The sequence below is a fragment of the Klebsiella sp. OBRC7 genome (assembly GCF_000293135.1).
GTDB classification, from domain to species: Bacteria; Pseudomonadota; Gammaproteobacteria; order Enterobacterales; family Enterobacteriaceae; genus Klebsiella; species Klebsiella michiganensis.
In genome coordinates, this window is sequence record NZ_ALNJ01000080.1 from 1 (window position 1) to 13,614 (window position 13,614).

The 13,614-nt window shown below is 60.4% G+C and carries 12 protein-coding genes; 6 read left to right on the forward strand and 6 right to left on the reverse strand.

Annotated elements, in window-relative coordinates; all coding sequences use genetic code 11:
* From HMPREF1144_RS15710 to HMPREF1144_RS15725, 4 genes are all read right to left on the reverse strand, one after another.
* Positions 1–608: DMT family transporter (locus HMPREF1144_RS15710; protein ID WP_009653344.1), on the reverse strand; the 608-nt coding region annotated here is incomplete at its 3' end.
* Positions 609–632: 24 nt separating this feature from the next.
* Positions 633–1,442 carry a lipoprotein NlpA gene (gene nlpA / locus HMPREF1144_RS15715; RefSeq protein ID WP_032721691.1) on the reverse strand — a complete coding sequence of 270 codons (810 nt, stop codon included), beginning with the start codon at positions 1,440–1,442 and terminating at the stop codon, positions 633–635.
* A gap of 198 nt (positions 1,443–1,640) precedes the next feature.
* A complete protein-coding gene (locus tag HMPREF1144_RS15720; RefSeq protein ID WP_042927879.1) occupies positions 1,641–2,111 on the reverse strand; it encodes a DUF1348 family protein in 471 nt (156 codons plus the stop codon).
* On the reverse strand, positions 2,111–2,737 hold the full coding sequence (locus HMPREF1144_RS15725) for a pyridoxamine 5'-phosphate oxidase family protein (protein WP_009653346.1): 627 nt from the start codon (positions 2,735–2,737) through the stop codon (positions 2,111–2,113). Before HMPREF1144_RS15725 ends, HMPREF1144_RS15720 begins: the two co-directional genes overlap by 1 nt.
* Before the next feature lie 102 nt (positions 2,738–2,839).
* Here HMPREF1144_RS15725 and HMPREF1144_RS15730 point away from each other — a divergent pair, with 102 nt between their 5' ends.
* Entirely contained in the window at positions 2,840–3,754 is a 915-nt protein-coding gene (locus HMPREF1144_RS15730; protein ID WP_042927881.1) for a LysR family transcriptional regulator, read from the forward strand.
* On the opposite strand, the gene HMPREF1144_RS15735 is transcribed toward HMPREF1144_RS15730, so the two are convergent.
* Positions 3,751–5,247, reverse strand: coding sequence for an MDR family MFS transporter (locus HMPREF1144_RS15735; RefSeq protein WP_009653348.1), 1,497 nt, complete (start codon positions 5,245–5,247; stop codon positions 3,751–3,753). The two genes, HMPREF1144_RS15730 and HMPREF1144_RS15735, sit on opposite strands and share 4 nt — an antisense overlap.
* 80 nt (positions 5,248–5,327) lie before the next feature.
* Here HMPREF1144_RS15735 and HMPREF1144_RS15740 point away from each other — a divergent pair, with 80 nt between their 5' ends.
* A complete protein-coding gene (locus HMPREF1144_RS15740) occupies positions 5,328–5,975 on the forward strand; it encodes a TetR/AcrR family transcriptional regulator (RefSeq protein ID WP_004855570.1) in 648 nt (215 codons plus the stop codon).
* A 113-nt stretch (positions 5,976–6,088) separates the two neighbouring features.
* Here HMPREF1144_RS15740 and HMPREF1144_RS15745 read toward each other — a convergent pair whose 3' ends face one another.
* Positions 6,089–6,505: a GNAT family N-acetyltransferase gene (locus HMPREF1144_RS15745; protein WP_004855572.1), complete on the reverse strand. Its 417-nt coding sequence runs from the start codon at positions 6,503–6,505 to the stop codon at positions 6,089–6,091.
* Positions 6,506–6,958: 453 nt separating this feature from the next.
* On the opposite strand from HMPREF1144_RS15745, the gene HMPREF1144_RS15750 reads away from it, so the two are divergent.
* The 4 genes from HMPREF1144_RS15750 to HMPREF1144_RS15765 all read left to right on the forward strand — a co-directional run.
* The gene (locus tag HMPREF1144_RS15750) at positions 6,959–8,083 is read left to right on the forward strand and encodes an efflux RND transporter periplasmic adaptor subunit (RefSeq protein WP_004855576.1); all 1,125 of its coding nucleotides are present in this window, start codon (positions 6,959–6,961) and stop codon (positions 8,081–8,083) included.
* Entirely contained in the window at positions 8,083–11,190 is a 3,108-nt protein-coding gene (eefB, locus tag HMPREF1144_RS15755; protein WP_009653345.1) for a multidrug efflux RND transporter permease subunit EefB, read from the forward strand. Before HMPREF1144_RS15750 ends, eefB begins: the two co-directional genes overlap by 1 nt.
* 3 nt (positions 11,191–11,193) lie before the next feature.
* A complete protein-coding gene (locus HMPREF1144_RS15760; RefSeq protein ID WP_004855580.1) occupies positions 11,194–12,558 on the forward strand; it encodes an efflux transporter outer membrane subunit in 1,365 nt (454 codons plus the stop codon).
* Between the two features lie 50 nt (positions 12,559–12,608).
* Positions 12,609–13,614: multidrug effflux MFS transporter (locus HMPREF1144_RS15765; protein ID WP_009653349.1), on the forward strand; the 1,006-nt coding region annotated here is incomplete at its 3' end.

Consider the following 13,614-nt stretch of genomic DNA (forward strand, 5'->3'; position numbering starts at 1 on the left):
AGGGTAAACGGCTGGCTCCAGCTTTCAACGGCGGCGGAGATCCCCAGTCCGACAATGCCGGTAATGCCGAGCTGCACGGTGGTCAGCGGGATCAGCGGCACCTCGCGGGCGCTTTTGCTGGTGTAGCAAAACCAGATCGATTGCACCAGCGCGGTCAACAGGAACCAGCCCTGGCTGGGGTGAAACGCAATCGGCATATGCAGGCTGAGTAAGCCGAGACCGACAACCGCAATCGGCAGGCACTCCCAGTAGGCCCGCGCCGGCCGCACCTTCATCATCCCCCATGCGGTAAGCGGCACGAACAGCATCGACAGGCTCATGATAAACGCCCCTTCACCCAGCGACGGGGTCGTCGATACCGAGTAGATCCACAGGCACAGGTTTAGCGCAAACCACAGGCCGCTGATAATCATGCGCGGCCACTGCTGCCTCTCGACGCGCAGGCCGCGGCAGAAAGGCAGCAGCAGCAGCGCGGCGAAGAAAAAGCGCAGGCCGAGGAAAGCGAAAACCGGCATGCCGGCAATCGCTTCCCGGGAAAAAATCCATCCGCAGGCGGCGATAACCGTCGCGACTATGAGCAGCAAATCAGCCTGGCGTTGCCGGGTCATCGCCACGTCTCCTTGTGTGAGTGATTACCAGCCGGGCACCGCGCCGCCGTTAAAGATCGTCTCCGCCGCCTTCGCCACCTCCGGCGACTGGTAGGAGTGGATAAACGCTTTGACGTTTTCCGCATCTTTGTTGTCTTCGCGGGTCACGATGATGTTCACATAGGGCGAGTTTTTATCTTCAATAAAGATACCGTCGCGCACCGGGGAGAGGCCCGTCTGCTGCAGGTAGGTGGTGCTGATGATCGCTACGTCTACCTTCGGGTCGTCGATGACGCGCGGCAGCTGTGCTCCTTCCAGCTCCATAATTTTCAGGTGATGCGGGTTGTCGGTGATATCAACCGCCGTCGGCAGCAGGCCGGTGCCCGCTTTGAGGGTAATCAGCTTTTCCTGCTGGAGCAGAAGCAGCGCGCGGCCCAGGTTGGTCGGGTCGTTCGGAATGGCGATGGTCGCGCCGTCTTTCAGCTCGGCGACGGATTTAATTTTGCGCGAGTAGCCCGCCATCGGGAAGACGAAGGTGTTGCCCACCGCCACCAGACGATAGTTGTGGGCTTTATTATCCTGTTCGAGGAACGGGCGATGCTGAAAGACGTTGGCGTCCAGATCCCCGGCGTTGGTGGACTCATTCGGCAGCAGCGAGCCGCTAAAGCCCACCAGCTCCACGTCGAGGCCATATTTCTCTTTAGCCACTTTCTTCGCCACTTCCGCCACATCCTGTTCCGCGCCGTTAATCACGCCGACTTTAATGTGTTTCGCATCGCTGCCCTTCTGGTCGCAGCCCGCCAGCAGCAGGCCCGCCAGCACCACGGCGGCGGCTGTCCGTAAACGCAATTTCATTGTTATCACCCCGTCAGTCCATAGAAGATCGTTATTATTTTTTCGTCTGAAACTATAACGACTTTGTGCTGGGGTTTTAAACGCAAAAACCGCAACCGGAAATAAAATCATCTTCCCCCCGGATTGCGGCTGCCGCCTTATCCGGGCTACCCGATCGCCAGGCTTAGAGCAGCGCGAGGCGGAGGGAGGGTTTTATGTTTACAAACCCAGTTCGCTCAATCCCGGGTGATCGTCCGGACGACGGCCCTGGGGCCAGTGAAACAGACGCTCGCTCTCGGTGATGGGCAGATCGTTGATGCAGGCGTAGCGCGTCTGCATCAGGCCGTGCCGATCAAATTCCCAGTTCTCGTTGCCGTATGAACGAAACCAGTTGCCGCTGTCGTCGTGCCACTCATAGGCAAAGCGTACCGCAATACGGTTATCGCTCCACGCCCACAGCTCCTTAATCAGCCGGTACTCCTGCTCTTTACGCCATTTGCGCTGCAGGAAGTCGATAATCTGCGTTCTGCCGTGAACACATTCGCTGCGGTTACGCCATTCGCTCTCGACGGTATAGGCCAGCGCGACCTTAGCGGCATCGCGGCTGTTCCAGCCATCTTCAGCGGCACGGACTTTTTGTGCGGCGCTCTCGCGGGTGAACGGCGGCAGAGGCGGACGTTGTTCGGTCATCATGAATCTCCTGTATGAATACGCTGCTGCAGACGCTGATTTTCCCGCTCCAGTTCGTCAATACGCTGTTGCAGCGTCTGGCTATACTCCGCCACCTGCTGAGCGGTATAGCGGGGAGTAATATGCTGGGGGCAGTTCCAGTCAAAAGCCTGCAAATGAAAACGGTAAATACGCTCAATCCGGGCCCGATAGTTCGCCGGCGCGACCTGCGCCAGCAGCTGCGGGTCGGCATCCACCGCCACAACCTCTACGGTGGCGTAGATTTTCAGCCTGGCACGGCGCGGGTAATCCATCAAAAACAGACAGGCCCGATCGCTGCCGCGCAGGTTGCCGGTGGTGATGTACTGGCGATTACCGGAAAAATCCGCCATCGCCAGGGTGGTTTCATCCAGCAGATGCAGAAAGCCCACCGGGCCGCCGCGATGCTGAATATAGGGCCAGCCGGTTTGCGAAAGGGTGGCCAGATAGAAGCTGTCGCGGGTGGCAATCATCGCCTCCTCGCTGGCGCCGAAGCGCTCACCCCGGCGCTGGCGATGCGGCGACTGCCACAGCTCATCGCTGCCCATTTCATGCTGGACATCCATCACGTCCGGCGTCATGGCGATATCAAGAAATTCTGCTGGCATAGGTCCTCCCGATGCGTTGCGGCGTAACTCATCATGGACTGTGCTGGCAGAAAAGATAATAGTGGCAATATAACAATCATCTTTCCGAAAAACGGGATAATTATGGACCGACTCAGCGCGATGGCGCTGCTGGTGAAAGTGGCCGAACTCGGCAGCATGTCGGCGGCGGCGCGGGCGCTGAATATGCCCCTGACCACCGTTAGCCGCCAGATTGGCGAACTGGAAAATACCCTCGGCGTGCGCCTGATGATCCGCACCACCCGCAAGCTGACGCTGACCGATGCCGGCGTCGATTATGTCGCCGCCGCGCGGCGCATTCTGGAAGAGGTGGAGAACGCCGAGCGCCGGGCAGCGGGCGAATATCAGGAGCCAAAAGGCGAACTGGTTCTCTCAGCCCCCACCATGTTCGGTCGTCAGCATGTTTTGCCGGTGGTGACGGATTTTCTCGCCCGCTACCCGCAGATTCGCGTCCGTTTACTGCTTAGCGACCGAAACGCCGATCTGGTGGGCGATCATATTGATTTAGCGGTACGGATCGGTACGCTGCCGGACAGCGGGATGGTGGCCACCCGGCTGGGCGAGATGCGCATTGTGACCTGCGCGCACCCGGCTTTGCTGGAAAAACACGGCATACCCGAACGCCCGCGCGAGCTGGCCGCGCTACCGATCATTCGTATTGAATCGCCAATGCCTTATCGCGGCTGGCGCTTTAACGCCGAAGAGGCGGAGGACCGGCTGGTGGCGCTGCAGCCGGTGCTGTCGCTGACCACGCCGGAGAGCGCCGCCGATGCCGCCCGCCTGGGGGCCGGCGTGGCGCGCCTGCTGCATTACCAGGCGATCGACGGCCTGGCCCGCGGCGAGCTGAAGCTGCTCCTGCAGGCGATGGAACCAGAGCCTGCACCGGTGCACCTGCTGTACACCTCGCGGGATCTGGCTCCGCTTAAGCTGCGTAAATTTATCGATTTCGCCGCGCCGGCTCTGCGTCGGGCGCTGTTGCGTATTGCCGCCGCCGTCTAGCGTGCGCTGGTTTTCAGCGGCGCTTCTTTCAGTAGCCAGGAGAGGGCAAATGCCGCCGCCATAATGCAGGCCGCCATCAGAAACGCCGCATGGATAGCGGATCCGAAGGCGTCCAGATAATCGAGGCGGATCTCCGCCGGGAGATTCTGTACCGCCGCCGGGTTCAGCGCCCTCGGCAGCTGCGCGCCTTCCGGCAGCAGGCGCTGAAGATTGCTTTGCAGCACGTGGGTAAATACCGCCCCGAACAGCGCCACGCCGATAGAACCGCCAATCGATCGAAACAGCGTGACCCCGGAGGTCGCCACGCCGTACATCTGCGCGGGCATCGCGTTCTGTACCGCCAGCACCAGCACCTGCATCACCAGTCCCAGACCCGCTCCTAGTACCCCGGTAAACAGATAGAGCTGCCACATCGCTGAGTGGATGGTAATGCGCGTCAGCAGCACCATGCCAACGACCCCCAGCAGGGTGCCGATAATCGGAAATACGCGATACTTGCCGGTGCGGCTGATAATGCGCCCGCTGACGATCGAGGTCAGCAGCAGGCCGCCCATCAGCGGGATCAGCTGCAGGCCCGCCTCGGTCGGCGTCGCCTCTTTGACCACCTGCAAATAGAGCGGCAGGAAGGTCACCGAGCCGAACAGCGCCATGCCAATAACAAAGCCAATCAGGCTACATAGCAAAAAGCTGCGGTTGCGGAACAAGGAGAGCGGAATAATCGGCTCGCTGGCCAGCCGCTCTTCATGAATAAAGCCGACGATCCCGACCAGGCCGAACGCCAGGATGCACCACAGCTGCGGGTCGCTCCACGCGCGGACGCTGCCGCCCTCGGAGGTAAACAGGATGATGCACAGCAGCGCCATGCTGAGGTAAATCGCCCCCAGCCAGTCGATCTGGTGCTGGCTGCGCTTATTGCTGCTGTGAAAGACCGCGCCGATCACCAGCAGCGCAAACAGCCCCAGCGGCAGGTTGATGTAAAAAATCCAGCGCCAGGAGGCGTGCTGCACCAGGAAGCCGCCGATTAACGGCCCGATTACCGTCGCCAGGCCAAAGACGCCGCCGAACAGGCCCTGATAGCGGCCGCGATTCGCCGGCGGGATGACGTCAGCCACCGCCGCCATGCTGATCACCATCAGGCCGCCGCCGCCGAGCCCCTGCAGGCCTCGCATCAGCACCAGCTGGGTCATATTTTGCGCCAGCCCGCAGAGGGCGGAACCGGCAAGAAACAGCACAATCGCCACCTGCAGGACAATTTTGCGCCCGAAGAGATCGCCGAATTTGCCGTACAGCGGCACCGCGATGGTCGAACTCAGGATATAGGCGGTGACCACCCAGGAGAGCTTATCCAGTCCGCCGAGCTCGCCGACAATGGTCGGCAGCGCGGTGGAAACGATAGTCTGATCCAGCGCCGAGAGCAGCATCACCAGCAGCAGGGCGCTGAAGAGCAGGCGGATCGAGGGCACCGCCGGTTGGCTGGCGATTTCAGATGTCATAGCATCACTCGCTTGAAATTAATTAAATGCATAATTAATATTTAGGGAAATGATGAATCTGGTCAAGGGATCGCCACAGGATGTCAGCACAAAAAGACAACGAAGCCCCGCGTCGTCCCGGTCGCCCGCGCGGGCAGAAATCCGGCTCCGCCAACCGCGAACAGCTGATGGATATTGCCCTGGCGCTGTTTGCGCGCCACGGGATCGCCCGCATTTCGCTGAACGCCATCGCCAAAGAGGCGGGGGTAACGCCCGCGATGCTGCACTACTACTTCAGCTCGCGCGAAGCGCTGGTGGAAAAGCTGGTTGAAGAGCGCTTTATGCCGCTACGCAGCGAGATCGGACAGATTTTTGTCGCGCACGGCGACGATCCGGTCACCGCCTTTACGTTGCTCATTAAAACCCTGGCGACCATGGCGGAGAAAAACGCGTGGTTCGCGCCGCTGTGGATGCAGGAGATCATCGGTGAGATGCCGGTGCTGCGCCAGCATATGCACGCGCGTTTTGGCGATGAGAAGTACCACAAGATGCTGGAGACGGTGCGCCGCTGGCAGCGAGAGGGCAAGCTTAATCCGGCGCTCTCCCCGGAGCTGCTGTTTACCACCCTGATAAGCCTGGTGCTGGTCCCGTTCTCCCGCACCCACACCGATCCGCGGTTGCAATCGGTAGACCGGGAGATGATTGTCAGCCACGCCCTGGCGCTGATAAGCCGCGGGATCGGCGGCTGATTCCCCCCGGCTCGCGCTGCGCTTAGCCGGGCTACAGGTTTACAACCGTCTGCGATCGGGTAGCCCGGACAGGCGCACAGCGCCGCCTCCGGGAGGGTCTCCTGAGGCCCGGTTTACAACACTTTCGATAAATAGTGGCGCTGCATGCCCACGTGCGGAAAATCCGGCAGCGACATCTGCAGTTGATAGCCCAGCTTCTGATAAAACGGCAGCGCCTGAAAGCTGAACGTATCCACCAGCACGTGGCTGCAGCCGCGCGCCCGCGCCTGGTTTTCCGCTTCATGCATCAGCTCGCTGCCAAGGCCGCTGCCGCGCGAGGCTTCGCTGACCCACAGATAGTCAATACACAGCCAGCTGCCCTTGCGTTTGCCGATCAACCCGCCGCGCATCGCGCCAGCGTCATCGCGTGAATAAACGCCCAGCTCGCCGAACTGGGCCGGGTCCAGAAAGCGCAGATTGAATTCACGCAGCCCCGCCAGCAGCTCTTCTTGATCGGCGGGATTAATGTTCTCTGTTATTATTAATGTCATTGATTATCTCCATCTTTTATTTTTCACAGACCATTCACCACCCTACTTTCACAAAATATCCTTTTTTTCTCCATTATTTCCTGACTAAATTCCCTGCACTAAATTTTGTGTAAAAAACCTTCCCATCATTCGGTACAGACGTATAATGGGAAAAAATGAGAACGATCATTCTCAAAAACAAAAACCATGGAGAATCCCATGAAAAATGCCCTGTAGCAGGCGTCACTCCTCGATTCAGAGCCTGTAACCGCCGTCTGATACCGTATTCGCCGCACGGGAAAATCTCGGAAAAACCGCTTAATTAATAGCGGTATTCGCAGAGTCATTTACTGCAAACAGGAATATTTACTTCCCATTTGGTTATTTGTGCTTGCCCGGAGATGCATCATCGCCCGGCCCATCACCCCGCCAGTGAATTTGCGGGGCGGACGTCGTTCATCCTGAGAAAATATAATGAAATATACTTTAGCCCCCATCGCAGCAGCATTATTTCTCCTTAGCGGGTGCGATAATGCGCAAAACGCTTCCCCGCAGCAGATGACGCAGGAAGTGGGTGTCGTTACCCTGCACGGCCAGCCTGTCCCTGTGGTGAGCAGCCTGACCGGACGCACCACCGCCTCGCTTAGCGCCGAAGTGCGCCCGCAGGTCGGCGGGATCGTGCAAAAACGCCTGTTTACCGAGGGCGATATGGTCAAAGCCGGACAGGCGCTGTACCAAATCGACCCGTCAAGCTATCGCGCGACGTTTAACGAAGCCGCCGCATCGCTTAAACAGGCCCAGGCGCTGGTCATCGCCGATTGCCAAAAAGCCCAGCGCTACGCGGTGCTGGTCAAAGATAACGGCGTCTCCCGTCAGGACGCCGATGACGCGATAGCGACCTGTAACCAGGATAAGGCCAGCGTCGAGTCGAAAAAAGCGGCGCTGGAAAGCGCGCGCATCAACCTGAACTGGACCACCGTGACCGCACCGATTGCCGGGCGCATCGGGATCTCTTCCGTCACGCCGGGCGCGCTGGTGTCCGCCGATCAGGATACCGCGCTGGCGACGATCCGCGGCCTGGATACGATGTACGTCGATCTCACCCGATCCAGCGTCGATCTGCTGCGCCTGCGTAAGCAAAGCCTGGCGAGCAACAGCGATACCCTTAACGTCACCCTGACTCTTGAAGATGGCAGCACCTACAGCGAAAAAGGTCGCCTGGCGCTGACCGAAGTGGCGGTGGATGAATCGACCGGCTCGGTCACGCTGCGCGCGATCTTTCCCAATCCGCAGCACGTGCTGCTGCCGGGGATGTTCGTTCGCGCCCGCATAGACGAAGGCATCATGAACGATGCGATCCTCGCCCCGCAGCAGGGCATCACCCGCGATGCCAAAGGTGATGCCACCGCGCTGGTGGTTGACGCTAATAACAAGGTTGAACAGCGCAGCGTGGAAACCGGCGAAACCTACGGCGACAAATGGCTTATCGTCAACGGCCTGAAGAGCGGCGACAGGTTGATTGTCGAAGGAACCGGCAAAGTGGCACCGGGCCAGCAGGTCAAAACCGCCGAAGTCAAAAATGACGGAGGCAACGCCTGATGTTCTCCCGTTTCTTCGTGCGACGCCCGGTCTTCGCCTGGGTTATTGCCATTCTGATTATGCTCGCCGGGATTCTGGCTATCCGCACCCTGCCGGTCGCCCAGTATCCTGACGTCGCCCCGCCGGCGATAAAAATCTCCGCCACCTACACCGGGGCCTCTGCGGAAACCCTGGAAAACAGCGTCACCCAGGTTATTGAGCAGCAGCTCACCGGACTGGACAACCTGCTCTACTTTACGTCCACCAGCAGCTCCGACGGCTCGGTCAGCATTACCGTTACCTTTGAGCAGGGTACCGATCCGGATACCGCCCAGGTTCAGGTGCAGAACAAAGTGCAGCAGGCGGAATCCCGTCTGCCGAGCGAAGTTCAGCAGTCCGGCGTAACGGTGGAGAAATCGCAGAGCAGCTTCCTGCTGATCCTCGCGGTGTATGACAAAAACAACAAAGCCACCAGCTCCGACATCTCCGACTGGCTGGTCAGCAACATGCAGGATCCGATGGCGCGTATTGAAGGCGTCGGCAGCCTGCAGGTGTTCGGCGCGGAATACGCCATGCGCATCTGGATGGACCCGACCAAACTGGCCTCCTATTCGCTGATGCCATCCGATGTACAATCGGCCATTGAGGCGCAGAACGTGCAGGTGTCCGCCGGTAAAATCGGCGCGCTACCCGCCTCCAACGCGCAGCAGCTGACCGCCACCGTGCGTGCCCAGTCGCGGCTGCAAACCGTCGCCCAGTTCAAAGATATTATCGTCAAGAGCAAGAGCGACGGTTCGGTGGTACGCCTGAGCGACGTCGCCCGCGTTGAGATGGGCAGCGAAGATTACACCGCCTCCGCCAATCTCAACGGCCATCCGGCTGCCGGGATCGCGGTGATGATGGCGCCGGGCGCTAACGCCCTGAATACCGCGACGCTGGTGAAAAATAAGATTGCCGAGTTCCAGCGTCAGATGCCGCAGGGTTACGATATCGCCTACCCGAAAGACAGCACCGAGTTCATCAAAATCTCGGTGGAGGATGTGATTCAGACGCTGTTCGAGGCGATTATCCTCGTGGTCTGCGTGATGTATCTGTTCCTGCAAAACTTCCGCGCTACGCTGATCCCGGCGGTGGCGGTTCCGGTCGTGCTGCTGGGCACCTTCGGCGTGCTGGCGCTGTTCGGCTACTCCATCAACACCCTGACGCTGTTTGCGATGGTGCTGGCGATAGGCCTGCTGGTGGATGACGCCATCGTGGTGGTGGAAAACGTCGAGCGTATCATGCGCGACGAGGGGCTGCCCGCCCGCGAAGCCACCGAAAAATCGATGGGCGAAATCTCCGGCGCGCTGATCGCCATTGCCCTGGTGCTCTCGGCAGTGTTCCTGCCGATGGCCTTCTTCGGCGGCTCAACCGGGGTGATTTATCGCCAGTTCTCGGTGACCATTATCTCGGCGATGATGCTCTCCGTGGTGGTCGCCTTAACCTTAACCCCGGCGCTGTGCGGCGCGCTGCTGAGCCATTCTAAACCGCATATCAAAGGCTTCTTCGGCGCCTTTAACCGTCTGTGGGGACGCACCGAGCAGGGCTATCAGCATCGTGTTGTCGGCGGCCTGCGCCGCTCGGCAATGATGATGGGCGCTTTTGTCCTGATTTGCGGCGGCATGGCGCTGGCGATGTGGAAACTGCCGGGCAGCTTCCTGCCGACGGAGGATCAGGGCGAAATCATGGTCCAGTACACGCTGCCCGCCGGGGCGACGGCGGTACGTACCGCCGAGGTTCGCCGCCAGGTCACCGACTGGTTCCTGACGAAAGAGAAAGCCAATACCGACGTGATCTTTACCGTCGACGGCTTTAGCTTTAGCGGCAGCGGACAAAACGCCGGGATGGCCTTCGTGTCGCTGAAAAACTGGTCCGAACGTAAAGGCGAAGAAAATACCGCTCAGGCCATCGCCCTGCGCGCCACCAAAGAGCTCGGCAGCATTCGCGACGCCACCCTGTTCGCCATGACTCCGCCGTCGGTAGATGGCCTGGGGCAGAGTAACGGCTTCACCTTCGAACTGATGGCCAGCGGCGGCACCGATCGCGATAGCCTGATGAAAATGCGCAGCCAGCTGCTGGCCGCGGCGAATCAAAGTACCGAGCTGCAGTCGGTACGCGCCAACGATCTGCCGCAAATGCCGCAGCTGCAGGTGGATATCGATAATAACAAAGCCGTGTCGCTCGGGCTGTCGTTAAGCGATGTCACCGATACCCTCTCCAGCGCCTGGGGGGGGACCTACGTTAACGACTTTATCGATCGCGGTCGCGTGAAGAAGGTCTATATCCAGGGCGAAAGCGACGCCCGCGCCGTGCCGTCCGACCTCGGTAAATGGTTCGTGCGCGGCAGCGACGACAGCATGACGCCGTTCTCCGCCTTCGCCACCACCCGCTGGCAATACGGTCCGGAAAGCCTGGTGCGCTACAACGGTTCCGCCGCCTTTGAAATCCAGGGTGAGAACGCCAGCGGCTTCAGCTCCGGCGCGGCAATGGACAAGATGGAGGCCTTAGCCAATAACCTGCCCGCCGGTACCACCTGGGCGTGGAGCGGCATGTCGCTGCAGGAAAAACTCGCCAGCGGCCAGGCGATGAGCCTCTACGCTATCTCGATTCTGGTGGTCTTCCTGTGCCTCGCGGCGCTGTATGAGAGCTGGTCGGTGCCGTTCTCGGTGATCATGGTGATCCCGCTTGGGCTGCTCGGCGCGGCGCTGGCGGCGTGGATGCGCGGTCTGAGCAATGACGTTTACTTCCAGGTGGCGCTGTTAACCACCATCGGCCTGTCGTCGAAGAACGCCATTCTGATCGTCGAATTCGCTGAATCGGCGGTGGAAGAGGGCTACTCCCTGTCGCGTGCCGCCATGCGCGCCGCGCAGACCCGTCTACGCCCTATTGTGATGACCTCGCTGGCGTTTATTGCCGGGGTGCTGCCGCTGGCGATCGCCACCGGAGCCGGGGCCAATAGCCGCGTGGCGATCGGTACCGGGATTATCGGCGGCACCCTGACCGCGACGCTGCTGGCGGTGTTCTTCGTGCCGCTGTTCTTTGTGCTGGTGAAACGTTTCTTCACCCGCCATCGTTCTTCTCAGGAGTAAGTTATGTTTCGTTTTACTTTAGTTTTTGTTGCGCTCCTGACGGCGGGCTGCGTCTCTCTCGACCCGCACTATGAACGTCCGGCCGCGCCGGTCCCGGCGACCCTACCGGGCAGCCACGGCGAGGCAACCGCGGTAGTCAGCGACTGGCAGCAGGTAGTGAATGACGCCCGCCTCAAAAAAGTAGTGAACATCGCCTTGACCAGCAACCGCGACGTGCAGAAAGCGCTGGCCGATATCGAAGCCGCGCGCGCCCAGTTTGGCGAAACTCGCGCCTCGCTGTTTCCGACCCTCGACGCCGAGCTGAGCCATACCCGCAGTAAAACGGTGGCCAGCGGCCTCACCTCGTCAGCGGAAGCCGACGGCGCGGTCTCCAGCTTCGAGCTGGATCTGTTTGGCAAGAACCAAAGCCTGACGCGCGCGGCGCGGGAAACCTGGCTTGCCAGCGAATTCACCGCCCAGAATACGCGTCTGACGATGATCGCCGATCTGACCACCGCATGGATAACGCTCGCCGCGGACAACAGCAATCTGGCGCTGGCGCAGGACACCATGGCCAGCGCGGAGAACTCGCGCCGCATCGTCACCCGCCAGATGGAAGTCGGCACCGCCTCGGCAGGCGACCTGAGCGATGCCGAAAGCGTTTATCAGCAGGCGCGCGCCAGCGTCGCCAGCTACCGCACGCTGGTGGCGCAGGATAAAAACGCGCTCAACCTGCTGGCCGGAGAAACCGTGCCGGATAGCCTGCTGCCCGGCACGCTGGAAAGCCTTGGCGATCGGAGTATTACCCTGGTGCCGGCGGGCGTCTCTTCATCGGTACTACTGCGCCGCCCGGATATCCAGGAAGCGGAGCATAATCTGAAGAGCGCTAACGCCGATATCGGCGCGGCGCGGGCCAATTTCTTCCCGTCCATCTCGCTGACCGCCAGCGCCGGGGTCGGCAGCGACTCGCTCTCGTCGCTGTTCAGCCACGGCATACAGGTGTGGTCATTCGCGCCGTCCATCAGCCTGCCGCTGTTTACCGGCGGCAGCAACCTGGCGCAGCTGCGCTATGCTGAAGCGGAGAAAAAGGGGCTGATCGCCACCTATGAGAAGACGATTCAGAGCGCCTTTAAGGATGTCGCCGACGCGCTGGCGCGCCGGGAAACGCTCAGCGAACAGCTGGACGCACAGAATAAATACGTCGCGGCGGAGCAGAAATCGTTGAATATCGCGATGAAGAGCTATCAGGCCGGGGTCGGAGATTATCTGTCGGTGCTGACCGCCCAGCGAACGCTGTGGTCGGCGCAGGCCACGCTTATCTCCCTCCAGCAAACGGATCTGGAAAACCGCATTACCCTCTGGCAGTCGCTGGGAGGCGGCGCCAGCTAACGCTTTTGCCGGGCGGCAACGCCCGGTTTGATGACAAGGAGCCCGTTGATATGTCCCGAATTTCCCTCTCCTGGGTCGTGGTTCTCGGTTTGCTTAGCGCCATTGGGCCGCTGTGTACCGACTTCTATCTGCCCGCGCTGCCGGAAATTACCCAGCAGCTTAGCGCTACCGGCACGCAGACCCAGCTCTCGCTGACCGCGGCGCTAATCGGCCTCGGCCTTGGGCAGCTGTTTTTCGGCCCGCTGAGCGATCGCATTGGCCGTAAAAAGCCGCTGGCGCTCTCCCTGCTGCTGTTTATCTTCTCCTCGGCGATGTGCGCGATAACCTACGATATCCATATGCTGATCGCCTGGCGCTTTCTGCAGGGATTCGCCGGCGCGGGCGGCTCGGTGCTGTCGCGTTCCATCGCCCGCGACAGGTATCAGGGTACGCTGCTGACCCAGTTTTTCGCCCTGCTGATGACCGTAAACGGCATCGCGCCGGTGCTTTCACCGGTACTCGGCGGCTGGATCATCACAGCCTTCGACTGGCGTATCCTGTTTTGGGCGATGGCGGCGATCGGCGTAGTGTTACTGCTACTCAGCCTGACGGTGCTGCACGAAACGCTGCCGGGAAAAAGCGCCGCATCGGCTACGCAGCGGCAGGATGAAACTCCGGTGCTGAAAAATCGCCGCTTTATGCGCTACTGCCTGATTCAGGCGTTTATGATGGCCGGGCTGTTCTCCTATATCGGCTCGTCTTCGTTCGTTATCCAGAGCGAATATGCCATGAGCGCGATGCAGTTCAGCCTGCTGTTCGGCCTTAACGGTATCGGGCTGATTATCGCGGCGCTGATCTTTTCCCGCCTGACGCGCCGCTTCAGCGCCGAAGCCCTGCTGCGCGGCGGCCAGCTGCTGGCGGTGGCGTTTGCCGCCATCACCCTGCTCTTCGCCTGGCTACCGCAGCCGACGCTGGCGCTGGTCGGCCTGTTTTTTACCGTTTCCATGATGAGCGGCATCAGTACCGTTGCCGGCTCGGAAGCGATGAACGCCATTCACGCCCGCCAGTCCGGCACCG